This is a genomic window from Bacillus sp. SIMBA_074 (assembly GCF_046534555.1).
In the GTDB taxonomy this organism is placed as follows: domain Bacteria; phylum Bacillota; class Bacilli; order Bacillales; family Bacillaceae_G; genus Bacillus_A; species Bacillus_A mycoides.
In genome coordinates, this window is sequence record NZ_JAWRYM010000006.1 from 132,610 (window position 1) to 159,156 (window position 26,547).

23 protein-coding genes are annotated in these 26,547 nt (G+C 37.1%); 20 read left to right on the forward strand and 3 right to left on the reverse strand.

What is annotated here, in order from left to right; translation table 11 throughout:
• Positions 1-87 precede the first annotated feature (87 nt).
• Positions 88-1,158, reverse strand: a complete 1,071-nt coding sequence (locus SB773_RS10055; RefSeq protein WP_410589747.1) for a M24 family metallopeptidase — start codon at positions 1,156-1,158, stop codon at positions 88-90.
• A 367-nt stretch (positions 1,159-1,525) separates the two neighbouring features.
• The gene (locus SB773_RS10060; RefSeq protein ID WP_410589749.1) at positions 1,526-3,235 is read right to left on the reverse strand and encodes an Rqc2 family fibronectin-binding protein; all 1,710 of its coding nucleotides are present in this window, start codon (positions 3,233-3,235) and stop codon (positions 1,526-1,528) included.
• Between the two features lie 105 nt (positions 3,236-3,340).
• Here SB773_RS10060 and SB773_RS10065 point away from each other — a divergent pair, with 105 nt between their 5' ends.
• The 17 genes from SB773_RS10065 to spoVM all read left to right on the forward strand — a co-directional run bounded on the left by SB773_RS10065 (position 3,341) and on the right by spoVM (position 21,360).
• Positions 3,341-6,064 (forward strand): calcium-translocating P-type ATPase, SERCA-type, encoded by a 2,724-nt coding sequence (locus SB773_RS10065; RefSeq protein ID WP_002033778.1) that lies wholly within the window; start codon positions 3,341-3,343, stop codon positions 6,062-6,064.
• Positions 6,065-6,163: 99 nt separating this feature from the next.
• Positions 6,164-7,039: a YicC/YloC family endoribonuclease gene (locus SB773_RS10070; RefSeq protein ID WP_410589751.1), complete on the forward strand. Its 876-nt coding sequence runs from the start codon at positions 6,164-6,166 to the stop codon at positions 7,037-7,039.
• A 67-nt stretch (positions 7,040-7,106) separates the two neighbouring features.
• Positions 7,107-7,370 (forward strand): extracellular matrix/biofilm regulator RemA, encoded by a 264-nt coding sequence (gene remA, locus SB773_RS10075; protein ID WP_001251456.1) that lies wholly within the window; start codon positions 7,107-7,109, stop codon positions 7,368-7,370.
• A gap of 13 nt (positions 7,371-7,383) precedes the next feature.
• Positions 7,384-8,001, forward strand: coding sequence for a guanylate kinase (gene gmk, locus SB773_RS10080; RefSeq protein ID WP_002014492.1), 618 nt, complete (start codon positions 7,384-7,386; stop codon positions 7,999-8,001).
• A gap of 2 nt (positions 8,002-8,003) precedes the next feature.
• Positions 8,004-8,216 carry a DNA-directed RNA polymerase subunit omega gene (rpoZ, locus tag SB773_RS10085; RefSeq protein WP_002014493.1) on the forward strand — a complete coding sequence of 71 codons (213 nt, stop codon included), beginning with the start codon at positions 8,004-8,006 and terminating at the stop codon, positions 8,214-8,216.
• A 197-nt stretch (positions 8,217-8,413) separates the two neighbouring features.
• Positions 8,414-9,619: a bifunctional phosphopantothenoylcysteine decarboxylase/phosphopantothenate--cysteine ligase CoaBC gene (gene coaBC / locus SB773_RS10090; protein WP_410589755.1), complete on the forward strand. Its 1,206-nt coding sequence runs from the start codon at positions 8,414-8,416 to the stop codon at positions 9,617-9,619.
• Positions 9,616-12,021 (forward strand): primosomal protein N', encoded by a 2,406-nt coding sequence (gene priA / locus SB773_RS10095; RefSeq protein WP_410589757.1) that lies wholly within the window; start codon positions 9,616-9,618, stop codon positions 12,019-12,021. The genes coaBC and priA overlap by 4 nt, the downstream gene beginning before the upstream one ends.
• Positions 12,022-12,032: 11 nt before the next feature.
• Complete coding sequence (gene def, locus SB773_RS10100) at positions 12,033-12,503, forward strand: peptide deformylase (protein ID WP_002014496.1); 471 nt, start codon at positions 12,033-12,035, stop codon at positions 12,501-12,503.
• Between the two features lie 22 nt (positions 12,504-12,525).
• Complete coding sequence (fmt, locus tag SB773_RS10105; RefSeq protein WP_002066779.1) at positions 12,526-13,470, forward strand: methionyl-tRNA formyltransferase; 945 nt, start codon at positions 12,526-12,528, stop codon at positions 13,468-13,470.
• The gene (rsmB, locus tag SB773_RS10110; RefSeq protein WP_002128834.1) at positions 13,467-14,801 is read left to right on the forward strand and encodes a 16S rRNA (cytosine(967)-C(5))-methyltransferase RsmB; all 1,335 of its coding nucleotides are present in this window, start codon (positions 13,467-13,469) and stop codon (positions 14,799-14,801) included. Before fmt ends, rsmB begins: the two co-directional genes overlap by 4 nt.
• Positions 14,802-14,805: 4 nt before the next feature.
• Positions 14,806-15,894: a dual-specificity RNA methyltransferase RlmN gene (gene rlmN / locus SB773_RS10115; protein ID WP_002014500.1), complete on the forward strand. Its 1,089-nt coding sequence runs from the start codon at positions 14,806-14,808 to the stop codon at positions 15,892-15,894.
• A 4-nt stretch (positions 15,895-15,898) separates the two neighbouring features.
• Positions 15,899-16,651, forward strand: coding sequence for a Stp1/IreP family PP2C-type Ser/Thr phosphatase (locus SB773_RS10120; protein ID WP_002066780.1), 753 nt, complete (start codon positions 15,899-15,901; stop codon positions 16,649-16,651).
• Positions 16,652-16,659: 8 nt separating this feature from the next.
• Positions 16,660-18,633 (forward strand): Stk1 family PASTA domain-containing Ser/Thr kinase, encoded by a 1,974-nt coding sequence (gene pknB, locus SB773_RS10125; RefSeq protein WP_044442886.1) that lies wholly within the window; start codon positions 16,660-16,662, stop codon positions 18,631-18,633.
• A 270-nt stretch (positions 18,634-18,903) separates the two neighbouring features.
• The gene (gene rsgA / locus SB773_RS10130; RefSeq protein WP_002014503.1) at positions 18,904-19,785 is read left to right on the forward strand and encodes a ribosome small subunit-dependent GTPase A; all 882 of its coding nucleotides are present in this window, start codon (positions 18,904-18,906) and stop codon (positions 19,783-19,785) included.
• A 2-nt stretch (positions 19,786-19,787) separates the two neighbouring features.
• Positions 19,788-20,432: a ribulose-phosphate 3-epimerase gene (gene rpe, locus SB773_RS10135; protein ID WP_002014505.1), complete on the forward strand. Its 645-nt coding sequence runs from the start codon at positions 19,788-19,790 to the stop codon at positions 20,430-20,432.
• Between the two features lie 100 nt (positions 20,433-20,532).
• Complete coding sequence (locus tag SB773_RS10140) at positions 20,533-21,213, forward strand: thiamine diphosphokinase (RefSeq protein WP_410589762.1); 681 nt, start codon at positions 20,533-20,535, stop codon at positions 21,211-21,213.
• 66 nt (positions 21,214-21,279) lie between these two features.
• Positions 21,280-21,360, forward strand: coding sequence for a stage V sporulation protein SpoVM (gene spoVM / locus SB773_RS10145; RefSeq protein WP_001213599.1), 81 nt, complete (start codon positions 21,280-21,282; stop codon positions 21,358-21,360).
• 73 nt (positions 21,361-21,433) lie between these two features.
• Here the strand turns inward: spoVM and rpmB are convergent, their stop codons facing one another.
• On the reverse strand, positions 21,434-21,622 hold the full coding sequence (gene rpmB / locus SB773_RS10150; RefSeq protein ID WP_000124776.1) for a 50S ribosomal protein L28: 189 nt from the start codon (positions 21,620-21,622) through the stop codon (positions 21,434-21,436).
• 378 nt (positions 21,623-22,000) lie between these two features.
• On the opposite strand from rpmB, the gene SB773_RS10155 reads away from it, so the two are divergent.
• The 3 genes from SB773_RS10155 (at position 22,001) to recG (ending at position 26,535) form a co-directional block, all read left to right on the forward strand.
• On the forward strand, positions 22,001-22,363 hold the full coding sequence (locus SB773_RS10155) for an Asp23/Gls24 family envelope stress response protein (protein ID WP_002014507.1): 363 nt from the start codon (positions 22,001-22,003) through the stop codon (positions 22,361-22,363).
• 22 nt (positions 22,364-22,385) lie between these two features.
• Entirely contained in the window at positions 22,386-24,062 is a 1,677-nt protein-coding gene (locus SB773_RS10160; protein ID WP_002066784.1) for a DAK2 domain-containing protein, read from the forward strand.
• 424 nt (positions 24,063-24,486) lie between these two features.
• Complete coding sequence (gene recG / locus SB773_RS10165; protein ID WP_410589765.1) at positions 24,487-26,535, forward strand: ATP-dependent DNA helicase RecG; 2,049 nt, start codon at positions 24,487-24,489, stop codon at positions 26,533-26,535.
• Positions 26,536-26,547: the final 12 nt, after the last annotated feature.

The following is a 26,547-nucleotide window of genomic DNA, read 5'->3' on the forward strand; positions in this document are numbered from 1 at the left end:
TTGTCCGCGATGGTTGATCTCATCTTCAAATACGTGAAACCACTTAAAGTAGTTATGAAAAAACTCCTGTTAAAAAGTTCATGATTTTTAACAGGGAATGACAATTAGTTCCCGATTTGCCTTTGTAATAACCTCATAGCCCTCTTTTGTGATGACAATATCATCTTCAATTCTACACCCGCCCCAGTTTGGTATATAAATACCTGGTTCAACTGTAACAACCATACCTTCTTCTAAAGTAGCCTTACTTTCTTGGGATAGACGGAGAGGTTCATGAATTTCTAACCCAAGACCATGACCAGTAGAGTGGCCAAAATATTGACCGTATCCATGTTCTGTAATGTAATCTCTCGTTATATCATCGATACTTTTTGCAGTTTCTCCAGGTTTAATGGCTTTAGTTCCACGCTTTAATGCTTCTAATACAACATTATATATTTTTTTAAATTCTTCTGATGGTTCGCCGATTGCTACAGTACGTGTTAAATCGGAACAATACCCGTTATAAAGTGCACCGAAATCTAATGTAACGATATCGCCATGTTCGATTATTTTATTCGATGCAACCCCATGAGGAAGAGAAGAACGAACGCCAGAAGCTACAATGATTTGAAATGATGAGGATGTAGCTCCTTTTTTTCGCATGAAAAATTCTAATTCATCTCGGACATCGGTCTCACTTATTCCTGGTTTTAAAAATTGAAGAATGTGGTGAAATGCTTCGTCAGCAATATTAGCTGCAATTTTCATTGTTTCTATTTCAGGCGTGTCTTTAATGATACGAATATCTTCAATGATTTCGCACACCTGCACCATTTCCGCATGTATATATTTTTGTAAGTTCTTATATTGTTGCAATGTCATGTTATTTTCTTCAATTCCAAGTTTTTGAATGTTTAATTTTGATACTTGATTTGCGATTTCTTTTTCTAGATTTCCTTTATGCATAATAATTTCAGCTTCTTTTATTTGTGATTTCGCTTGATCTACATAGCGAAAATCCGTTATAAAAACAGCGTTATCCGCAGAGATTAAGACGACGCCAGCACTACCTGTAAAGCCTGTTGCATATTGGCGATTTTCTTTTTTTGTAATAAGTAATCCGTCAATTTCATAGTTTTTTAGTTGATTTTGGATTTTATTAATTCTTAAAGTCATGTTAATTCCCCCTTTTCACAGTATTGAATAAAGCAAGTAGCGTGCCAAAATATATATATTAGGGGAAATCAAAAATTTATCCTGCTATTTGTGGGGGGCGGGCTGCCCGTAAAAGCCTGATTGCTTAAATAATCAGTAGGGAGTGTAAAAAAACTTATACAAATATGAAAATATATTGTCAATTTTTTTTGACAATATATTGTTAAAGAAAGTGACAGATTGCATGGATTAAAGAAAAAGAAAGTAAAGTTAAAGCAATCGCTACTGATGAAAATAATGGAACGATGAGACGTATAGGAGCTTCATACGAAAGATATAAGATAACATAGAAAAATGCGTTGCTTGCTAGCAACGCATTTTTAAGTATTTAAGCTTTTAATTTCATTACGATGTCAGCATCTGGTGTTACATATAATGTTTGTTGATTGTCATATGTAACAAATCCAAGTTTTGCACCGCTCGGTTTTTTGACATGGCGTACCTTTGTGAAATCTACAGGAACAGAACTAGAATCTTTTGCTTTACTGTAATAAGCAGCGATTTTAGCGGCCTCTTGTAAAGTCTCTTCCGTAGGTTCAAGAGAACGAATGACAACGTGGGACCCAGGTATGTCTTTCGTATGTAACCAAATTTCATCACGACGGGAGAATTTCGTTGTTAAATAATCATTTTGCTTATTGTTTTTTCCGACGAAAATTTCTGTGCCATCACTAGCTAAATATTTGTCCAATACTGGTTTTGTCGGTTTTTTCTTTGTGTTTTTCTTCTTACGATTACGTACATAACCTTCTTCGGTCAGTTCTTCACGAATCTCTTCAATATCTTTTGAAGAAGCAACCTCCATTTGTTGAAGTAAGCTATCGAAATAAAGAATTTCTTCATTTGTTTTTACGATTTGTTCTTCTACAATAGCAACTGAATTTTTCGCTTTTTGGTACTTTTGGAAATAGCGTTGTGCATTTTCAGATGGTGTTTTTAAAGGATTTAATGTGATTTTTACAGTCCCACCATTTTCGTCGTAATAGTTAACGACTTCTATCTCTTTATCACCTTTTTTCAAAGCGTACATATTGGCTGTAAGTAGCTCTCCAAATAGTTGATATTTATCTGCTTTTCCGGCATCTTGTAATGTTTTTTCTAGTTTAATTAGCTTCTTTTCGTTTTTTGTTTTTTCATTTTGCATAAAGCGTTCTAAATCGTGAGCTTGTTGTTTTACACGATCGCGCTCTGCTTTACCAAAGAAGAAACGATCTAATAATTCACTAACAGATGAAAATGTTTTTTCGTTTCCTTGTAAGTGAGAAAGAGGGAATAGGTAAAAGAACTCTTTTCCATTTGCTGTTATCATTGCTGGCACGTACTGATGTGTTAGCAAAGGTTTTTGCAAGCTGAAGAAAGCTTCAGATAATGCTTTTTCATTTGCCATACCTGCTTTTTTTACAACTTCTTTTGCAAATAATGGGGAAATTCCCATGAATGCTCCGACAAGTTGTTTGTCCATGTTGCCAGATAAAAAGTCTAGCGGTTTAATAAAATCATCTTCTGTTTCGATAAGAAGCGGATTAACTTTATGTTGTGCCGGTGGGGCAACATATTCAGCTCCAGCATATACAGTACGATGTCGGTTTACCGCTAAAGAAACGTGTTTTAAGCTATCTAAAATAACATTTGTTTTCGTATCTACTAAGATAATATTACTGTGTCGTCCCATTATTTCGATTACTAATGTTTTTACTGATTCGTCACCGATTTCATTGCGACTGCGGACTGTAATTTGAATAATACGTTCTAAGTCAATTTGTTCAATTTTTTCAATAAATCCGCCTTCTAAATGTTTGCGAAGAAGCATACAAAACATCGGCGGTAGCGCTGGTGAATTGTAGTTTTGATTTGTTAAGTGCATACGCGCATATGTAGGGTGAGATGAAAGAATTAGCTTTTGGTTTTTTCCGTTTGCTCGAATATGTAATAAAACTTCATATTTTGAGGGTTGATATATTTTTGAAATTCTTCCTGTTTGAAGAGAATTTGCAATTTCATGTGTAATTGCTCTTGTAAATAATCCATCGAATGCCATGAATGAACACTCCTTTCTAACTAAAAGTTAATTATAGCATTTTTTTGGACGAGGCTGAATAAGCTTTCATTAGAGTATGTCTGGAATCAGGAGGTCGATGGCAGGATGAACTGGTATGAAATGCGAGCACATGAAGTGGAGGAAAGAACGAATACGAATGTGGAGGTAGGTCTTACAGAGCAAGAAGCAGAGGGCCGATTAAAGAAATTTGGTACAAATGAATTGCAAGAAGCAAAGCGGCCTTCTGCGCTTATGGTGTTTTTAGCGCAATTTAAAGATTTTATGGTACTTGTTTTATTTGGTGCTACAATTATTTCAGCTTTTTTAGGAGAGTATATTGATTCGATTGCAATTGTTGCAATTGTTATTATTAATGGTGTCCTCGGTTTCTTCCAAGAGAGGAAAGCTGAAAAATCGTTGGAAGCTTTAAAAGAATTGGCAGCTCCTCAAGTTACTGTACTAAGAAATGGGAAGTGGATAAAAGCGCCATCAAAAGCGCTTGTACTAGGTGATATTATTAAATTTTCTAGTGGTGACCGTATTGGCGCGGATGTTCGCCTTGTGGAATCTTCAAGTTTATATATTGAAGAATCGGCTCTTACAGGAGAGTCATTGCCTGTACAAAAGAAGGTAGATGCGTTACAAGGTCAAGATGTTTCAATTGGTGATCAAAAAAACATGGCATTTATGGGGACGATGATAACGAGAGGTGCTGGAACAGGGGTAGTCGTAGCAACTGGAATGAATACAGCTATGGGGCAAATTGCAAATATGTTGCAAAATGCTGAGCAAATGGAAACGCCATTACAAAGAAGATTAGAACAGCTTGGAAAAATTTTAATTATTGTTGCTCTTATTTTGACGGCTCTTGTTGTACTAGCTGGTGTATATCAAGGGAATGAAGTGTATCACATGTTTTTGGCTGGGGTTTCGCTTGCTGTTGCAGCTATTCCAGAAGGATTGCCAGCTATCGTTACGGTTGCGCTGTCACTTGGCGTACAGCGTATGATTAAAAAGAGGGCAATTGTGCGAAAGTTGCCAGCTGTAGAAACGTTAGGCTGTGCTTCTGTTATTTGCTCAGATAAAACAGGAACAATGACACAAAATAAAATGATGGTAACACATATGTGGTCAGGCGGAGAATTGTGGAAAGTAACAGGTCAAGGCTATGAGCCAACAGGTTCGTTTATGAAAGGTGAAGAAGTAATTGACCCTACTAAGACGAAATCACTGTATCAACTACTTACATTTGGCTGTTTATGTAATAATGCGAATGTTATTCAAAAGAAAAAGACGTATGTGTTAGATGGAGATCCAACAGAGGGAGCTCTCGTTGCTGCTGCAATGAAGGCGGGAATATCACGTGAAGCTCTTAAAGGAAAGTTTGAAGTCATTCGTGAATTTCCTTTTGATTCAACTAGAAAAATGATGAGTGTTATTGTTCGTGATCGTGAAGGTAAAAAATTTGTTATTACAAAAGGAGCACCAGATGTTCTTTTGCAAATGAGTCAAACAATTTTGTGGGGAAATAAGCAGCAGCCTTTAAGTGAAATGTATCGAAAAGAAGTGCAGGCAGCGATTCATAGTTTAGGAAGTCAAGCTTTACGAACGATTGCGGTGGCATTTAAACCGTTAAAAGCTACAGATTCAATTGAACATGAAAGAGAAGTCGAGCAGGATTTTATGCTTGTTGGAATACAAGGAATGATAGATCCGCCAAGACTAGAAGTGGCGCAAGCGGTGAAAGAGTGTAAGGAAGCTGGGATTAGAACCGTAATGATTACGGGAGATCATAAAGTGACGGCAATGGCAATTGCGGAACAGCTAGGGGTTTTACCGGCGGGGGGACGCGTTGTTGAAGGTGTAGAACTTGCGAATATGGATGTAGAGGCATTAGAAGATATTGTAGAAGATACGTATGTATTCGCTCGTGTGTCCCCTGAGCATAAATTGAAAATCGTTAAGGCGCTACAAAATAAGGGACATATAGTAGCTATGACAGGTGATGGAGTGAACGATGCTCCAGCTATTAAAACAGCTGATATAGGGATTGCGATGGGAATTACAGGGACAGATGTTGCAAAAGAAGCTTCGTCACTTGTGTTGTTAGATGATAACTTTGCTACGATTAAATCGGCGATTAAAGAAGGTAGAAACATATATGAAAATATTCGGAAGTTTATTCGGTATTTGTTAGCATCTAACGTTGGTGAAATTTTAGTTATGTTATTTGCGATGTTACTTGCACTGCCATTGCCGATGGTTCCAATTCAAATTTTATGGGTGAACTTAGTTACTGACGGTTTACCAGCAATGGCATTAGGTTTGGATAAGGCTGAAGGAGATGTGATGAAGAGAACACCACGCCATCCGAAAGAAGGGGTGTTCGCTAGAGGGCTTGCGTGGAAAATTATAAGTCGTGGTTTTCTAATCGGGGCAGTGACATTAGTAGCGTTTATTATTGCATTTAACCAGCATCCGAATGAATTGAAGTATGCACAAACGGTAGCCTTCGCAACATTAGTACTGGCTCAGCTTATTCATGTATTTGATTGTCGTAGTGAACATTCTATATTTCACCGCAACCCGTTTGGAAATATATATTTAGTAGGGGCGGTTATTATTTCTTTACTGTTAATGCTTGTAGTTATATATTATCCACCATTACAGCCGATTTTTAGCACAATGCCGATACAAGCACGAGATTGGTTGTTAATTGGAGGATTATCATCTATTCCGACCTTCTTATTAGTAGGATCCTTATTAACAAGAAAAAAGGAGAAAAAGAAAAAGCCGCTGTTATATAAGAAGGGATTAAACTTGAAATAGTCAATGATATGAAAATATGATATAATTTACAGAAGGTAGTAGAGTCGCATCTCTATTGCCTTTTTCATTGAGTTATTTCATGGCTTGGATGTGATAAAGATGATTTGTAGTATGACAGGATTTGGAAGATCGAAGGTAGAAAACGATACTTTTCAAATAACAGTAGAAATGAAGTCGGTGAACCATCGTTTTTTAGAAATGAGTATTCGGCTTCCGAAGCAAATGATGGCGTTTGAAGACAAGATTCGTAAAATAATTGCAAAGCAAGTTCGCCGTGGACGTATTGAAGTGTCTATTAGTATAACAGGTGAAGGGCTTGTTGAAAGAAAATTAACTGTGAATTGGGAACTTCTCAAGCAGTACCGATCCATTATGGAAGATATAAAAGGGAAATTTCAATTACAAGATTCTATTACACTCGGGCAACTAATGGGAATGCCAGAAGTAACGGCAGTTGAAGAAATAGAAAATGTAAATGAACAATTTGAAACCGGTTTATATGAAGCTGTTCGCCAAGCTGCTCATATGTTGAAAACGATGAGAGATGGCGAAGGAGAACGATTACATAAAGATATAGCATATCGTTTGCAAGAGATTCATAATTGTGTAAATGCAATTATTCCACATGCACCAATTGTTACACAAAAATATCGTGAACGATTAGAAAATCGCTTAAAAGAATTACATAATCAAGATTTAGATGAACAACGATTGTTGACAGAAGTAGCAATATTTGCAGAGCGTTCAGATATTCACGAAGAATTAGTTCGATTACAAAGTCATTTAGATCAATTTCGTGAAGCACTGCAAATTACAGAGCCTGTTGGAAGGAAAATGGACTTCATCGTGCAAGAGATGCATAGGGAAGTTAATACGATAGGTTCTAAGGCAAATGACTTAACAATTTCAAAATATGTCGTAGAAATGAAAAATAACCTTGAAAAAATTCGTGAACAAGTACAAAATATTGAGTAGCTTTCAAAAAATATATAAAGTTATACGTGGTGGAGAAATCGGATAGACTTACTAGGAGGCGCAAACTATGGCCATGCGGTTTTTAAATATTGGATACGGAAATATTGTATCTGCTCATCGAATTATTGCTATTGTAAGTCCGGAGTCAGCTCCTATTAAACGGACAGTACAGGAAGCGCGTGAACATAATGCTTTGCTTGATGCTACGTATGGGAGAAAAACAAGGGCGGTTATTGTTATGGATGATGGGCATGTAGTATTAAGTCCAATTCAGCCAGAGACGATTGCACATCGTTTGAATAATAAAGAAGATTTAAGTGAGGAAGGGTAGGTTTTACATATTTATGAGAAGTAGAAGAGGATTGCTCATCGTTCTTTCGGGACCTTCTGGTGTCGGGAAAGGAACGGTTCGAAAAGAGCTGTTTAGCCATGAAGACACACGTTTTCAGTACTCTATTTCAGTAACGACACGTAAACCGCGTGAAGGTGAAGTAGATGGTGTGGATTATTTCTTTAAAGAGAGAGAAGAATTTGAAGAAATGATTCGTAATGAAAAGTTACTTGAATGGGCTGAGTTCGTTGGTAATTATTACGGAACACCGATTGATTATGTTGAAAAAACGTTACAAGAAGGAAAAGATGTGTTCTTAGAAATTGAAGTGCAAGGAGCAATTCAAGTTAAGAAAGCCTTCCCAGCAGGTGTATTTATTTTCTTAGCACCTCCAAGTTTATCTGAACTAAAGAACCGAATTGTCGGCCGTGGTACAGAAACTGAAGATGTTATTGAAAATCGTTTAACTGTAGCGAAAGAAGAAATCGAAATGATGGACGCTTATGACTATGTTGTAGAAAACGATCAAGTTGAATTAGCTTGCGACCGAATTAAAGCAATTGTGGTTGGTGAACATTGCCGCCGCGAAAGAGTGGCAAAATACTATAAAGAAATGACGGAGGGTCTATAATTATGTTAAATCCATCAATTGACTCATTATTAACAAAAATCGATTCTAAATATACACTTGTAACAGTAGCTGCAAAGCGTGCACGTGAAATGCAAATTGCTGACAATTGTGTTATTGAAAAGCCTGTTTCTTATAAATGTGTAGGTAAAGCGTTAGAAGAAATCGATTTAGAAGTATTAAAATATGTACCAAGCGATGACACAATAATTGATTAAGACATTCTTTTCGACAAATTAAAACATAGACTTTATAATTTTCTATGTAACGGTAACAACCTATTTACAAGTAGGTTGTTATTTTTTTACGATAGGGATGAAAAGGAATCGAAAAAGACGGAACGAAATACTGGTACTGACGAGCTGGAAATTCTATTTCAGTAGAATAAGTTTGAAAAAGAAAGAGGACGAGTCATATGCTAAAAGGGAAAAAGATACTTCTATGTGTAACAGGAGGCATTGCAGTTTTTAAAGCGGCTGCGTTAACAAGTAAATTGACACAAGCTGGCGCTCTTGTAAAAGTAATGATGAGTGAGTCGGCAATGAAGTTTGTTACGCCTCTTACATTTCAAGCACTTTCTCGCCATGATGTATATACGGATACGTTTGATGAGAGAGACTCCGCTGTTATTGCTCATATTGATTTAGCGGATTGGGCAGATGTTGTACTTGTTGCACCTGCTACAGCTAATTGCATTGGAAAGTTAGCTGGCGGTATTGCTGATGATATGATTACAACTACTTTGTTAGCTACTACAGCTCCAGTGTGGATTGCACCTGCTATGAATGTGCATATGTATGAAAATAAAATTGTTCAAAAAAACATGATGACGTTAAAAACATTAGGATATACATTTATTGAGCCTGGGGAAGGTTTTTTAGCATGTGGTTATGTAGCAAAAGGAAGACTGGAAGAACCTGAAGCAATTATTGGACGATTAGAAGAGGCTTTCTCGGAACAACAACCATTGCAAGGAAAACGAATATTAATAACAGCTGGACCGACACGTGAAAAGATTGATCCGGTTCGTTTTATGACGAATTTTTCTTCTGGAAAGATGGGGTATGCGATCGCAGAAGTTGCAGCAGGCTTAGGTGCTGATGTCATACTTGTGTCAGGACCGACAGCATTAGAGTCACCATTACATGTCACAACAATACAAGTAGAATCTGCACAAGATATGTTAGAGGCAGTCCTTCTGCATTATCAGAGTGTGGATGTTGTCATCAAAACAGCAGCCGTTGCAGATTACCGTCCGAAATATGTTCATGATAATAAAATGAAAAAGAAAAATGGCGATTCTGTAATTGAATTAGAAAGAACAGTGGATATTTTAAAAACGTTAGGTGAGAAGAAGGACCGACAGTTACTTATCGGTTTCGCAGCTGAAACGACAAACATAGAGGAATACGCAACGAGAAAATTACGTGAGAAAAATGCAAATATGATTGTTGCGAATGACGTGAAAGCGCAAGGAGCTGGGTTTGGTACGGATACAAATATTGTGACAATGTATAGAAAAGATGGAGAAATCATTGAGCTGCCACTTTTAACGAAGAAAGAAGTGGCTCGTGAAATATTAAAGCAAATAGAAATGATGTTAGAAGATGATTATGTATGAAGTTTGCAAGTGTAATTGTTGATGTACCTGCACGTCAAACAGATCGACCGTTTGATTATATTATCCCTAAAAAATGGGAAGATATCGTGCAAACAGGAATGCGTGTAGTAGTCCCATTCGGTCCGAGGAAATTGCAAGGTTTTATTATTGGCATAAAGGATTCGGTTGAACTAGAAAGTAAAAAGTTAAAAGCGTTGTATGAAATATTAGATGTCACTCCGGTTTTAAATGATGAATTATTAAAACTTGGGTATTGGCTTACAAGTGAAACGTTATGTTATATGATTTCAGCTTTTCAGGTGATGCTTCCGACGGCGATTAAAGCAACATATAAAAAGCGTCTGCAACTTCGTAACCAAGAAGAAGTAGCACCAGAAATTCTTTCTTTATTTCAAGGGAAGGAAACGATAGATTGGGAAGTTATCGAAGCACAGCCGCACCTATATCGCACTATTCAACAAGAAATTAAAAATGGTACGACTGAAGTGGTTTATCAAGTAAAGGATAAAGTGCAGAAGAAGAAACAAAGAGTAGTTCAACCGGAGTTGCCGGCAGATAAATTGGAATTAGCAGCATTTGAACTGAAAAGTAAAAAACAACAAGATGTACTCTATTATTTTGTAGAAAACTACAAAAGTGTACCGTTAAAAAATTTAACAGAAGAATTACAAATAACAGATGCTCCAATAAAAGCACTTGTTAAAAAGGGTCTAATCTCAGAAAAGTATGTAGAGGTATACCGGAGTCCATATGACGATGATGATTTTGAACAAACGAAACCATTTCCGCTTACTGAGGAACAAAAACAAGTAATTACACCGATTTTGTCATCAATTACAAATGAAACTTACAATCCATTTTTACTATATGGTGTTACAGGAAGTGGTAAGACTGAAGTGTATTTACAATCTATAGCAGCGGTGCTCGAGAAAGGAAAAGAAGCAATTGTGCTTGTTCCTGAAATTGCGCTAACGCCCCAGATGGTAGATCGCTTTAAAGGTAGGTTCGGTTCGCAAGTTGCAGTTCTTCACAGTGCGCTTTCTGTTGGCGAGAAATATGATGAATGGCGAAAGATATTAAGAAAAGAAGTGAAAGTTGTAGTTGGTGCGCGTTCAGCTATTTTTGCTCCATTCGAAAATTTAGGAATCATTATTATTGATGAAGAGCATGAATCAAGTTATAAGCAAGAGGATAACCCAAAGTATCATGCAAGAGATGTAGCAGTGTGGAGAGGACAATACCATAAGTGTCCAATCGTTCTCGGAAGTGCAACGCCGACACTTGAATCGTTTGCTAGAGCGAAAAAAGGTGTCTATGGGTTGCTTACAATGGAAAAACGTATGAACAAACAAGCTTTGCCGACTGTAGAAATTGTTGATATGCGTGAAGAGCTTCGTGATGGAAATCGCTCAATGTTTTCAAAGGCACTGCATGAAAAAATAGCAGATCGATTAGAAAAGAAAGAACAAATGGTTCTCTTTTTAAATAGAAGGGGTCATTCTACGTTTGTGATGTGTCGTGATTGTGGGTATGTCGTACAATGTCCGCATTGTGATATTTCGTTGACATATCACAAAATGAACCATCGTTTAAAGTGTCATTATTGTAGTCATGAGGAAAATATGCCAACGGAGTGTCCCGCTTGTAATAGTACGTATATTCGTTTCTTTGGTACAGGGACGCAAAAGGTTGAAGAAGAAATCACAAAACTATTCCCTGAGGCGCGGGTCATTCGAATGGATGTGGATACAACAAGCCGTAAAGGAATGCATGAAAAATTATTAAAGGCGTTTGGTGAAGAGAAAGCAGATATATTACTTGGAACACAAATGATTGCAAAAGGGCTTGATTTTCCGAAGGTGACGCTTGTTGGCGTTTTAACGGCGGATACGATGCTTCATCTACCTGATTTTCGGGCGAGTGAAAAGACGTATCAGCTATTGACACAAGTGAGTGGACGTGCAGGAAGACATGAATTGCCAGGTGAAGTTGTAATTCAAACGTATACGCCGGAACATTACAGTGTAGAATTAGCAAAGAATCAACAATATGATGTATTTTATGAGCACGAAATGCAAATGAGGCAAATGAGACAATATCCGCCATATTACTACGTTGTACTTGTAACGGTATCTCATCCGGAGTTATTAAAGGCAGTCCAAGTGACGGAAAAAATTGTCGGTCATTTACGAACGCATTGTTCAAGGCAAACAATGGTGTTAGGGCCGGTTGCTTCAGCAATTCCAAGGATAAAAGATAGATATCGTTACCAATGCATGATAAAATACAAACGGGAACCAAACTTAAAGAACGTGCTCAAAATGGTAAATGAACATTATCAAGCAGAAATGCAAAAAGAGCTACAAATCTCAATTGATTTTAATCCAACAATGTTAATGTAGCGGAGGGAAATATGGCAGTTTTAGAAATTGTAAAGCATCCAAATGAAGTGTTAGAAACACCATGCGAAAGAGTAATTAACTTTGATAAAAAGTTAGTGAAATTGTTAAAAGATATGCATGAAACAATGTTAATTGCAGACGGAGTTGGTCTAGCTGCGCCACAAGTGGGTGTAAGCTTGCAAGTTGCTGTTGTTGATATAGGTGATGATACGGGTAAAATTGAATTAATTAATCCTGTTATTTTAGAAAAACGTGGTGAACAAGTAGGTCCCGAAGGCTGCTTAAGCTTTCCGGGACTTTATGGTGAAGTGGAGCGTGCAGATTACATTAAAGTACGTGCACAAAATCGTCGCGGTAAAATATTTTTATTAGAAGCGGATGACTTCTTAGCGCGTGCAATTCAGCATGAAATCGATCATTTACACGGTGTTTTATTTACATCTAAAGTGAAAAGGTATTATGAAGCAGGCGAATTAGAATAGGTTTAAAAGGAGCGGTTTTTGAATGATGAAAGTAGTATTTATGGGGACACCGGACTTTTCTGTGCCGGTGCTTCGTCGTCTTATCGAGGACGGATATGACGTAGTTGGTGTTGTAACGCAACCTGATCGTCCAGTTGGTAGAAAAAAGGTTTTAACACCTACTCCTGTTAAAGTAGAAGCGGAGAAACATGGTATTCCAGTAGTACAGCCGTTAAAAATTCGTGAAAAAGACGAATATGAAAAAGTATTAGCACTAGAGCCAGACTTAATTGTAACAGCAGCATTTGGACAAATCGTACCGAATGAAATTTTAGAAGCGCCAAAGTATGGATGTATTAATGTCCACGCATCATTACTTCCAGAACTTCGCGGTGGTGCACCAATTCATTATGCGATCATGGAAGGTAAAGAGAAAACAGGTATTACAATTATGTATATGGTAGAAAAATTAGATGCGGGCGATATATTAACGCAAGTAGAAGTAGAAATTGAAGAGCGTGAAACAACAGGTTCATTATTTGATAAGTTAAGCGAAGCAGGAGCACACCTTTTATCTAAAACGGTTCCTTTACTAATTCAGGGTAAACTAGAACCAATTAAACAAAGTGAAGCTGAAGTGACGTTTGCATATAATATAAAACGTGAGCAAGAGATAATTGATTGGACAAAAACAGGTGAAGAAGTATACAATCACATTCGCGGATTGAATCCATGGCCAGTTGCTTATACGACTTTGGCAGGACAAGTTATTAAAGTATGGTGGGGAGAGAAGGTCTCTATTACAGAGAAAGCTGAACCAGGTACAATAGTAGCTCTTGAAGAAGATGGATTTGTTGTTGCAACAGGGAACGAGACAGGCGTTAAAATCACTGAATTGCAACCATCTGGTAAAAAGCGTATGAGTTGTTCACAATTTTCACGTGGAACAAAACCTGAAATTGGTACGAAGTTAGGAGAAAATGCATGAGACAAAATGTTCGTGAATTAGCTCTGGATGGCTTAATTCAAGTAGAAAAAAGTGGTGCATATAGCAACTTACTTTTAAATAATTTGATTGAAAAAAATACAATTGACAGAAAAGATATTGGTTTATTAACTGAAATGGTATATGGAACAATTCAACGTCGTGACACACTAGATTATTATTTACAACCATTTTTAAGAAAAAAGGTTGAAGCGTGGGTAAGAGTGTTGCTTCGCCTATCTCTATATCAAATGCTATATTTAGACCGAGTTCCAGAAAGAGCGGCTATTCATGAAGCAGTTGAGATTGCAAAGCGTCGTGGGCATAAAGGGATTTCAGGCATGGTGAACGGAGTATTGCGTTCAATTCAGCGAGAAGGTGTACCTTCGTTAGAAGAAATCGAAAATCCAGTAGAACGACTTGCGATTGCAACGAGTCATCCAATGTGGCTTGTACAAGAATGGGCATCCGAATATGGTTTAGAGACAGCAGAGAAAATGTGTGAAGTAAATATGTTGCCACCTGTACCAACAGCACGTGTAAATGTTGATAAAGTAACGGTAGAAGAAGCGGTTGCGTTATTAGCTGATGAGGGTATAGAAGCAAAACGTGGTGAATTGTCAGAGGATGCAATTCAAATTGAAAGAGGAAATGTCGCACATACAGAAGCGTTCAAAAAAGGTTTCCTTTCTATTCAAGATGAAAGCTCAATGCTTGTAGCACGTGCTTTAGAACCGAATAAAGGAGATACAGTTCTAGATAGTTGTGCTGCTCCTGGCGGAAAAACAACTCATATTGCAGAGCGTTTGGACGGAACTGGTAAGGTAATGTCGCTTGATTTACACGCACATAAAGTACGTTTAATTGAACAACAGGCGAAGAGACTTGGTTTAGAAAATGTAGAAACGATGGCTTTAGATGCTAGAAAAGTTCAAGAGCATTTTGCAAATGAATCTTTTGACAAAATATTAGTAGATGCACCATGTTCTGGATTTGGTGTTATTAGACGTAAACCTGATATTAAGTTAGGTAAAGATAAGGGCGATAGTGAAAGGTTATCAACGATTCAACTTGCGATACTAGAAAAAATAGCACCATTGTTAAAACAAGGTGGTCGCCTTGTTTATAGTACGTGCACAATTGAAAAAATAGAAAATGAACAAGTAATAAAGCAATTTTTACAAGAGCATCCTGAATTTGAATGGGATACTACGATAAAAGATCGCATGCCAGAAAAGTTAAATCCGTATATTGATGAAGGTCAAGTACGAATTTTACCGCATTATTTTGCAACAGATGGCTTTTATATTGCTTGTTTAAGAAAGAAGGTGTAGCATCATGGAAACGACTGTAAAAAAACAAAAGAAAAATCTAGAAACAAAGAAACCATCAATTTATTCTTTACAACTTCATGAAATGCAAGATTGGTTAAAGGAACAAGGAGAACCTAAGTTCCGTGCAGGACAAATTTTTGATTGGCTATATAAAAAACGTGTAAAAAATTATGAGGATATGTCAAACCTTGCTAAAGGATTGCGCGATAAATTGTCGAATTCCTTTGATATTACTACTTTAAACACTTTAGTAAAACAAACGTCTTCGGATGGAACGATTAAATTCCTATTCCAGTTATACGATGGATACTCTATTGAAACTGTACTAATGCGACATGAATATGGAAATTCCATTTGTGTAACAACACAGGTGGGTTGCCGCATTGGCTGTACGTTCTGTGCTTCTACACTTGGTGGGTTAAAACGAAACTTAGAGGCTGGAGAAATTGTAGCGCAAGTAGTAGAAGTTCAGCGTGCGCTTGATGAAACAGAAGAACGTGTAAGTTCTCTTGTTGTTATGGGAATTGGAGAGCCATTTGATAATTATGATAACTTAATGTCATTCTTACGCATTGTAAATCATGAAAAAGGAATTCACATTGGTGCAAGACATATGACAGTTTCAACAAGTGGAATTGTTCCAAAAATTTATAAGTTCGCTGAAGAAGATATGCAAATTAATTTTGCGATTTCATTGCATGCTGCAAATACAGAGATACGTTCAAAATTAATGCCGATCAACCGTGCTTATAAGCTACCTGATTTAATGGAAGCTGTTAAATACTATGTAAATAGAACAGGGCGTCGTATTACATTTGAATATGGCTTATTTGGAGGAGAAAATGACCAAGTTGAGCACGCTGAAGAACTTGCTGCGCTCTTAAAAGGTGTAAAATGTCATGTAAACTTAATTCCGGTAAACTACGTGCCAGAACGTGATTATGTACGTACGCCACGAGAGCAAATTTTCTTATTTGAAAAGACGCTAAAAGATCGTGGAGTGAATGTAACCATTCGCCGTGAACAAGGTCATGATATTGATGCAGCCTGCGGTCAGTTGCGTGCAAAGGAGCGCAAAGAAGAGACGAGGTGACTAGATGAAAGCCGTGTTTCTATCGGATAAAGGAAAAGTTCGTCAACATAATGAAGATAGTGCAGGAGTTTTTCGCAATTTAGATGGAAATATTTTAGCGGTAGTAGCAGATGGAATGGGAGGTCATCGAGCTGGCGATGTAGCTAGCTCGATGGCTATTCAATTATTCCATGATTATTGGAAGCAAACGCATAATATGAATGAGCCTAAAAAGGTAGAAAAGTGGTTACATACGAACGTTGGAATTATTAATGAGCGCATATATGCTTACTCTCAGCAGCATGCAGAATGTAATGGCATGGGAACAACACTTATAATAGCCATTTGTACATCGAATTTTGTGACGATAGGTCATATAGGAGATAGTCGTTGTTATATGGTATCAGAGGGGAAAATGACGCTTGTAACGGAAGATCATTCGCTTGTAAATGAACTTGTAAGACATGGCGAAATTTCAAAGGAAGATGCAGAATATCACCCGAAAAAGAATGTTTTGTTAAGAGCATTAGGAAATGAAGAAACAGTTGGATTAGATGTTAAAACATTGGTGCTTGAAGAAGATGATCAATTACTTCTTTGCTCGGATGGATTGTCTAACAAAGTTTCTATTGCTGATATGCAACAAATTTTACAATTGAATGAACAGCTCGAGGCGAAGGGAGAGCATCTCATTCAATTAGCAAATGATCGTGGTGGAGAAGATAATATTACCCTCGTTATTATTGATTATACGGATTCGACAAACGAAAGTAGGTGAAGTGCAACGTGCTGATTGGAAAACGCTTAAATGACCGTTATAAGCTGCTGAAAATGATTGGCGGTGGAGGAATGGCCAATGTATATTTAGCTCATGATGATATACTCGGCCGAGATGTAGCGGTAAAAATATTAAGACTCGACTATTCAAATAATGAAGAGTTTATTAAACGTTTCCATCGAGAAGCGCAATCTGTTACAACGTTGTCGCATCCAAATATTGTGAATATGTATGATGTTGGGGAAGAGGATGATATATATTATCTTGTAATGGAATATGTACCTGGACGAACATTGAAGCAATACATAATTGATCGAGGGATGTTACCGATAGGAGAGGCTCTTGATATAATGGAGCAGTTAACGTCCGCTATGGCACACGCCCATCATTTTGAGATTGTACATCGTGATATTAAACCACACAATATTTTGATTCGAGATGACGGAGTGGTCAAAGTAACAGACTTTGGAATTGCGACAGCTACAAGTGCAGCAACAATTACACATACAAATTCGGTGCTCGGTTCGGTGCATTATTTATCACCAGAACAAGCGCGCGGCGGTATAGCGAATAAACAATCAGATATTTATTCACTTGGAATTGTTATGTTTGAATTGTTAACAGGAAGACAACCGTTTTCTGGTGAATCTGCTGTTGCAATTGCGTTAAAACATTTACAAAATGAAATGCCATCTCCAAAAAGATGGAATGACAATATTCCACAAAGTGTTGAAAATATTATATTAAAGGCAACTGCGAAAGATCCGTTCCATCGATATCAATCTGCTAACGCGATGAAACGAGATATTGAAACAGCACTATACCCAGAACGAATAAATGAACAACCATTTTACATACCAGAAGATATGGAAGCAACGAAAGCGATTCCAATTATTCAACAAGAACAACTATTTCAAAATGTAAGTGATGAAACGATTGTATTAAAAGGAAGTAAAGTGGATGAACAAGTAAGAAAAGAAGAGACCAAATCAGGTAAGAAGAAAAAGCGAAATAATAAATGGCTGAAAGTTTTAATTACAACATTTTTACTTTTAGCGATAGGGATAACATTAGCACTTACTGTTATTCCAGGCTTCTTTATTCCGAAAGATGTGAAGGTTCCTGATGTGGCTGGTATGAAATATACGACAGCTGTAAATACATTAGTTGAAAAAGGTTTTGAAGTTACTGAACCTAATCTTGTATATACAGATGATGTTGAAGCCGGAAACGTGATAAAAACAGATCCTATAGCAGGAAGAGTAGTGAAAGAAAACTCTAAAATTACTATCTATCAATCAGGTGGGAAAAAGAAAAGTAAGATGCGTGATTTGACAGGAAAAGATTTCGAGAGTATAAGAGCTGAGTTAGAAGAAAAATATAAACAAGTTACAATAAATTATATTGAAAATGATAAGCCGAAAGGTGAAATTGTAGAGCAAATACCAACGCCTGATCAAATGGTTATAGAGACAGAACAAGAACTGAAAATTTGGGTAAGTAAAGGACCTTATCAAATAAGACCAGGTGATTTTTCAGGATGGACTGAAAATAGTGTAAAAGGTTATTTAAATGAAAGAAAGCTTGTTTCTGATATACAAAGAGAGTATTCAGATAAGGTTGATAAAGGTCTTGTTATTTCACAGTTACCAAAGCCTGGGACACCTTTAAAAGAAGGAGATAAAGTATCGATTGTTATCTCCGATGGTCCGAAGCCTAAAGTGACGAAAACGGTAAAAGTGGATAACATTTCTATCCCATATGAAGCTTCTGCAACAGGTGAGAAAAAGCCGCAAACAATAGAAATTTATAAAGAAGATATGCAGCAAAAAATGGATAAACCAGTTGAAACGAGAACAATTACTGAGTCAGCGATTATTTCTTTAGAATTTGTAATTCAAGAAGGTGCAAAGGGACACTATAAAATTGTCCGAGATGGAGTAACGATTATGGACAAGGAAGTACCATATCCAGCTCAATAATAGTGAATTCCATCGTCCTTATATAGAAGATGGAATTTATTACTCTTGCCTGTTATGCTGTCTACATCGTGGACTGTATAACAGGCAAAAATATATGATTCAAAAAGCTGTAAAAGTGATACTGTTGTAAATAATATTTCAAATTTGATGGTAGATTAAATATATGAACCTGGATATATATTTGGTGGGCTTTGAACTAATTGTTTAAAGAACGCTAGTCTATTCATATTTAATTGCAGTTTCATTTTATACAAAATAAAGGAGAATTATATGCCAGAAGGAAAAATTGTAAAAGCTCTAAGTGGGTTTTATTATGTGCAGAATGAGGAAGGGATTACACAATGTCGTGGGCGTGGTGTATTTAGAAAGAATAAAATTACGCCACTTGTAGGAGACCAAGTTGTTTTTCAAGCGGATAATCCGAATGAAGGTTATGTGTTAGAAGTATTTGATCGGAAAAATGAACTTGTTAGACCTCCTATTGCTAATGTTGATCAAGCTATTCTTGTTTTCTCTGCGGTAGAACCAGATTTTAATCCAGGACTGTTAGATCGATTTTTAGTATTAATTGAATATCATAACATTAAACCAATTATTTGTATTAGTAAGATGGATTTAGTAGATGAAAAAATGAGAGAAACTGTTGAATCTTATGCAAATGATTATCGTGAAATGGGTTATGATGTGTTGTTTACTTCTATAAATACATCGGAAAGTATTGATATTCTGAAACCATTCTTAGAAGGTTGTATTTCCGTCGTTGCAGGCCAATCTGGTGTTGGGAAATCTTCAATGCTAAACGTATTACGTCCAGATTTAGAATTGAAAACTAATGATATTTCTTCACATTTAGGACGTGGAAAGCATACGACAAGACACGTAGAATTAATTACAGTTGGAAGCGGACTTGTTGCGGATACACCTGGTTTTAGTTCGCTTGATTTCATAGATATAGAGGTAGAAGATCTTACATATTGTTTTCCAGAGTTGAAAGAAGCGAGCCAATACTGTAAATTTAGAGGGTGTACACACCTTGCTGAACCGAAATGTGCGGTGAAAGCTGCGGTTGAAGAAGGAAAGATTACCGAATATCGTTATAAGAATTACAAACAATTCGTAGAAGAAATTAGAGAGAGAAAGCCGAGGTATTAGTCATGATTAAAATTGCACCATCGATTTTATCAGCAGATTTTTCAAGATTAGGGGAAGAGATTAAAGATGTAGAAAAAGGCGGAGCTGACTACATTCACGTCGATGTAATGGATGGGCATTTCGTACCAAATATTACGATTGGACCATTAATTGTAGAAGCAATCCGTCCGATTACATCATTACCGTTAGATGTACATTTAATGATTGAAAATCCTGATAACTATATCCCAACTTTCGCAAAAGCGGGAGCGGATATTATTACTGTTCATGTAGAAGCGTGTCCTCATTTACATCGTACAATTCAGTTAATTAAATCTCATGACATTAAAGCAGGGGTTGTATTAAATCCGCATACTCCAGTTTCAACGATTGAGCATGTATTAGAAGATATAGACATGGTATTACTTATGACAGTAAATCCTGGATTTGGCGGGCAGAAGTTTATTCATTCTGTATTACCGAAAATCAAACAAGTTGCAGAAATGGTTAAAGAGCGAAATCTAGAAGTGGAAATTGAAGTTGATGGTGGTGTCAACGCTGAAACGGCAAGACTTTGTATTGAAGCAGGAGCGAATGTTCTTGTAGCGGGATCAGCAGTATACAATCAAAAAGACCGCGGTGAAGCAATTCGTGTAATTCGCGGATAAAGAATGAACGAACCTTTATCCTAGTGAAGCTTCTAGTTCATTAAGACTTCACTATTTATACATGTTAGAGTGGCAAATAAGGAGAAAGGCAATCTACCGAATGGCAGATTGCCTTTTTACAATAGAAGGGGAAGGAAAAATGATTATTCATATTTTAGCGGGAGGACCTGCAGAATACTGCGCAGATTTTTCGCGGTATGAAAATGAAGAAGTAGTTTGGGCGGCCGTTGATAGAGGAGTGTACCGTTTGTTGAAAAGAGGAATCACTCCGGTTGTTGCGTTTGGGGATTATGATTCAGTTACTGATGAGGAATTAGCATGGATGAGGCAGCAAACAAATGAATTACATATCGTCCCGCGAGAAAAAGATCAAACAGATTTAGAAATTGCAATTAGCTGGGCTTTAGAACAGAAACCAAAATTAATTCGTATTTTTGGTGCTACTGGTGGAAGACTTGATCATGGTTTAGCAAATATTCAGATGCTTTTAAAGGGATTAGAAGTAAATATAGAAATGTGTATTGTGGACAATAAAAATGAAATAATGGTGAAAAAGTTTGGTATGTATATAATTGAAGGAAACGAACATTTTCCATACGTATCATTTGTACCAGTTACTGAAAGGGTAGAAGGTATTACACTTCACGGTTTTAAGTATCCCCTTACTAATAAAACAATAGAGTGGGGATCGACACTTTGTATTAGTAATGAACTCGTTGAGGAAAAAGGTACTTTTTCATTCACTTCTGGCATATTAATGATGATAAGAAGCACTGATTGAAGAAACAATTTTGCTCCTTGCATCATATAGTGAACAAGTGGAGTAATGGGGATTAGGAGGGAAACCATGAGATTTTATACAATTAAGTTACCTAAATTTCTTGGTGGAATTGTTCGTGCGATGTTAAATACCTTCAAAAAAGACTAAAAAAAGCACCTATTACCGGTGCTTTTTCCAATGGTATAATAAAAAAAGAGCCTAGCGGCTCTTTTTTTTATTATTAAACACGTTCGATTTTGCCAGATTTTAATGCTCTAGCAGAAACGTAAACACGTTGAACTTTTCCGTCGATGCGTACGCGAACTTTTTGAAGGTTAGCGCCCCATTTACGTTTTGTAGCGTTCATTGCGTGAGAACGAGAGTTACCAGAACGAGCTTTTCTTCCAGTGATAGCACAAACACGAGCCATTTATATTTCCCTCCCTTAACTACCGTAACATACGTAATTTTTCAATATTAGTCTTTTATGCGATGCTAAAAACACTACTATAATTTAACACAACTAAAAAGAGAATGCAACACCGTAGGAAAAAGAAATCAAGAAAAAATACTTGACACTATATGTCAATGAAGAAAAGGTGAAATCAAGAAAAATTGCTTGACATATTATAGTGGTACATGTTGTATAATAACAATGGACTATTTTGCTCATCATAAAAAAATGTAATTTAAAACATAAAATATGAGAGTGAAAAAGAAAGAACGATGGAATTTTCTTTAAAAAGATTATATGATAGTAACTAAAGTAGTCTAGCTCACTTTCACCATTTATGAAGGGGGAAACGAGATGTCAATTGAAATTAAAACGAAGTACGGTCAAATTGATATTAGTACAGATGTAATTGCAACAATTGCTGGAGGTGCCGCAGTAGATTGCTACGGTATCGTAGGTATGGCATCAAAAAATCAGTTAAAAGATGGATTAACAGAAATTTTACGAAAAGAAAACTTCACTAGAGGCGTTATTGTTCGTAAAAATGAAGATGAAGTACATATTGATATGTATATTATTGTGAGCTATGGTACGAAAATTTCAGAAGTAGCACATAACGTGCAGACTAAAGTGAAATATACATTAGATCAAACTGTAGGACTAGCAGTAGATTCTGTAAACATCTACGTACAAGGAGTTAAAGTAATAAACTTGTAATGTGCATTAAGGAGGAAAATCTGTGTCAATTCAAAAAATTGATGGAAAACGTTTATCACAAATGATCATTCAAGGAGCCAATAATTTAACAAATAATGTTCAGCTTGTTGATGCATTAAACGTATTCCCAGTTCCAGATGGCGATACCGGTACAAACATGAACTTATCAATGACTTCAGGCGCACGTGAAGTGAAAGCAAATCCTTCGCAGCATGCTGGTAAAGTCGGTGTAAGTTTAGCCAAAGGATTATTAATGGGAGCTCGTGGTAACTCTGGGGTTATTTTATCTCAGTTATTCCGTGGTTTCTCTAAATCCATTGAACAAAAAGAAGAATTAACGACAGTTGATTTTGCTGCAGCTTTAGAAGCTGGAGTAGAGGCAGCTTACAAAGCGGTTATGAAACCAATTGAAGGAACGATTTTAACGGTTGCAAGAGAAACGGGTAAATATGCAGTGACAGTTGCGAAAAAACAGCGCGACTTTGTTTTGTTTATGGAAGACGTTGTAAAAGAAGCAAACGCATCGTTAAATCGTACGCCAGATTTATTACCTGTATTAAAACAAGTTGGCGTTGTAGATAGCGGTGGTAAAGGTCTTGTTGTTGTATATGAAGGATTTTTAGCTGACTTAAAAGGAGAAACGATTTCTTCTAATATGCCTGCCCAACCATCTATGAATGACATGGTACGTGCAGAACATCACCGTAGTGTACAAAGCCAATTGAGTACAGAAGATATTAAGTATGGATATTGTACGGAGTTCATGGTGAAATTAGAGCCTGGAAAAATGAAGGAACATAATTTCTCTGAACAAAAATTCCGTGAAGATATTAGTGTGTACGGAGATTCACTACTTGTTGTATCGGATGATGAGGTTGTAAAGGTTCATATTCATGCGGAACATCCTGGAGATCCTATGAACTATGGACAACGTTACGGTAGTCTAATTAAGATCAAAGTAGAAAATATGCGTGAACAGCATACTGCTTTATTAGATGAACCTACCATGGTACCTGAACAAACGAATCAGCCAATAGAGAAACAACCGTATGGTATTGTAACTGTAGCTATGGGATCGGGTATTAAAACTCTATTTGAGAGCATTGGTGCAACGAAAGTTATCGAAGGTGGCCAAACGATGAATCCGAGTACGGAGGATATTGTGAAGGCGATTGAAGAGGCGAATGCTGAAAAAATCATCATCTTACCAAATAACGGGAATATCGTGATGGCAGCAGAACAAGCAGCGTCAGTTGTAGAACAAGAAGTTATTGTTATTCGTTCAAAAACAGTTCCTCAAGGTATGGCTGCAATGTTAGCATTTAATCCAGTTGGAACGCTAGAAGAGAATGAAGAAAACATGAAAGAAGCTTTAGCTCATGTGAAAACAGGTCAGATTACGTATGCTGTTCGTGATACGGAAATTGACGGTGTAGCGATTCAAAAAGATGATTTCATGTGTATTGCAGATGGGAAAATTGTATCTACAAATGCTGAGAAAGTAGGAGCTGCAAAGCAATTACTAGAAGCGCTAATTGATGAGGATTCTGAAATCGTAACGATTCTACAAGGTGAAGATGCAACAGATGAAGAAGTGGCTAAATTAGTTGCGTTTGTAGAAGAGAACTTTGAAGATGCAGAAGTAGAAGTACATGCAGGGAACCAACCGGTGTATTCTTTCATCTTCTCTGTAGAATAAGAAAAGATTCGATTTGAAAATAAATGGGTTACTTACTTGCTAATGGATAAGAAATAGTGATATGAAGTTTATTACTAGTTTTTATTCAAAAGGCTAGCATATTGATGATAGAAAAGAGCCTTGCTGCTAATAGTGAGGCTCTTTTCTTACGTATTGTACAACTTTGTTTTATCCCGCTATTTGTGGGCAGTAAAACTTCCACCCCCTATATTCGGCTGGAGCAAAGAAGTTAAGTGGGAGATTAATTGCCCGTAAACGCCCACTGATTATAGTTTCACTTTATATAGAGGGATTAGAGTAGTTTCTCTTAGAATGCCTATGATAGAATATATAAGGTGAAAGAGAGCGATTACAGATGTCAATGATAATAATGGATAATCAATAGAATGAATCAAAGAAAATAATGTGACGGAGCGTGAGAATCTTGAATGAAGTTGTACAAGTTCCTGTTACGGATGTAAAGGGAATCGGAGGAGAAACATCTGAGTTGTTACACGAGATGGGAATTTATACAGTTTCTCATCTATTAGAACATTTTCCGTACCGCTATGAAGACTATGCGATGAAAGATCTTGCTGAAGTAAAGCATGACGAGCGTGTAACGGTTGAGGGGAAAGTTCATAGTGCTCCTTTACTGCAATATTATGGGAAGAAGAAGTCACGTCTTACAGTTCGTGTTCTCGTCGGTCGTTATTTAATTACAGCTGTATGTTTTAATAGACCATACTATAAACAAAAGTTAAATTTAGATGAAACGGTAACGATTACTGGTAAATGGGATCAGCATCGCCAAACAATTGCTGTATCAGAACTGAATTTTGGACCGGTTGTACGACAACAAGAAGTAGAACCTGTATATTCAGTGAAAGGAAAACTGACAGTAAAACAGATGCGCCGGTTTGTTGCACAAGCATTTAAGGAGTATGGAGATTCTATAGTCGAAGTGTTACCAGATGGTTTGTTAAGTCGATATAAATTATTATCACGCTATGAAGCGCTCAGAGGGTTACATTTTCCAGTGGGACAGGAAGACTTAAAGCAAGCGCGTCGCCGTTTTGTATATGAGGAGTTTTTCTTGTTTCAGTTGAAAATGCAAACATTACGGAAAATGGAAAGGGAAAACTCGAAAGGGACGAAAAAGGAAATTTCATTAGTAGAATTGCAAGAGTTTATTGATGCGCTTCCGTTTCCATTAACTGGCGCACAACGCCGGGTTGTAGATGAAATAATGAAAGATATGATATCTCCGTACCGAATGAATCGATTATTGCAAGGGGATGTAGGTTCTGGGAAAACAGTTGTTGCTGCGATTGCTCTTTATGCGGCGAAATTGGCTCATTATCAAGGTGCTTTGATGGTTCCTACAGAAATTTTAGCCGAGCAACATTATCAGTCGCTCGCGGAGACGTTTTCACATTTCGGTATGAAGGTTGAATTGCTAACAAGTTCTGTTAAAGGTGCGAGACGTCGAGAAATTTTGTCGAGATTAGAACAGGGAGAAGTAGACATCCTTGTTGGAACGCACGCTTTAATTCAAGACGAAGTTATATTTCATAGGTTAGGTCTCGTTATTACCGATGAACAGCATCGATTTGGTGTGGCGCAGCGCCGGGTTTTACGTGAGAAAGGTGAAAGTCCAGATGTATTGTTTATGACGGCGACCCCAATCCCGCGTACGTTAGCTATCACCGCATTTGGAGAGATGGACGTTTCTATTATCGACGAAATGCCAGCTGGTAGAAAGGTAATCGAAACGTACTGGGCAAAACATGATATGTTAGATCGTGTCCTCGGCTTTGTGGAGAAAGAGATAAAAAAAGGAAGACAGGCATATGTTATTTGCCCTCTTATTGAAGAGTCTGAGAAGCTTGATGTACAAAATGCTATCGACTTACATAGTATGCTGACTCATCATTATCAAGGGAAATGCCAAGTTGGATTAATGCATGGGAGACTATCATCTCAAGAAAAAGAAGAGATAATGGGACAGTTTAGTGAAAATAAAGTGCAAATTCTTGTGTCGACAACAGTTGTTGAAGTAGGCGTGAATGTACCAAATGCGACTGTTATGGTTATTTATGACGCGGAACGTTTCGGTTTATCACAGCTCCATCAGCTGAGGGGGCGTGTTGGGCGTGGTAGTGAACAATCATATTGTTTATTAATTGCGGACCCGAAATCAGAAACGGGAAAAGAAAGAATGCGCATTATGACTGAAACAAATGATGGATTTGTATTGTCAGAAAAAGATTTAGAGTTACGAGGTCCTGGGGATTTCTTTGGAAGTAAGCAAAGTGGTCTACCAGAATTTAAGGTTGCTGATATGGTACATGATTATCGGGCGTTAGAAACAGCAAGACAAGATGCAGCGATACTAGTTGATTCAGAAGCGTTTTGGCATAATGATCAGTATGCTTCGCTGCGTACTTATCTTGATGGGACAGGTGTGTTCCAGGGAGAGAAGCTCGATTAAAAGTAGTCTGCA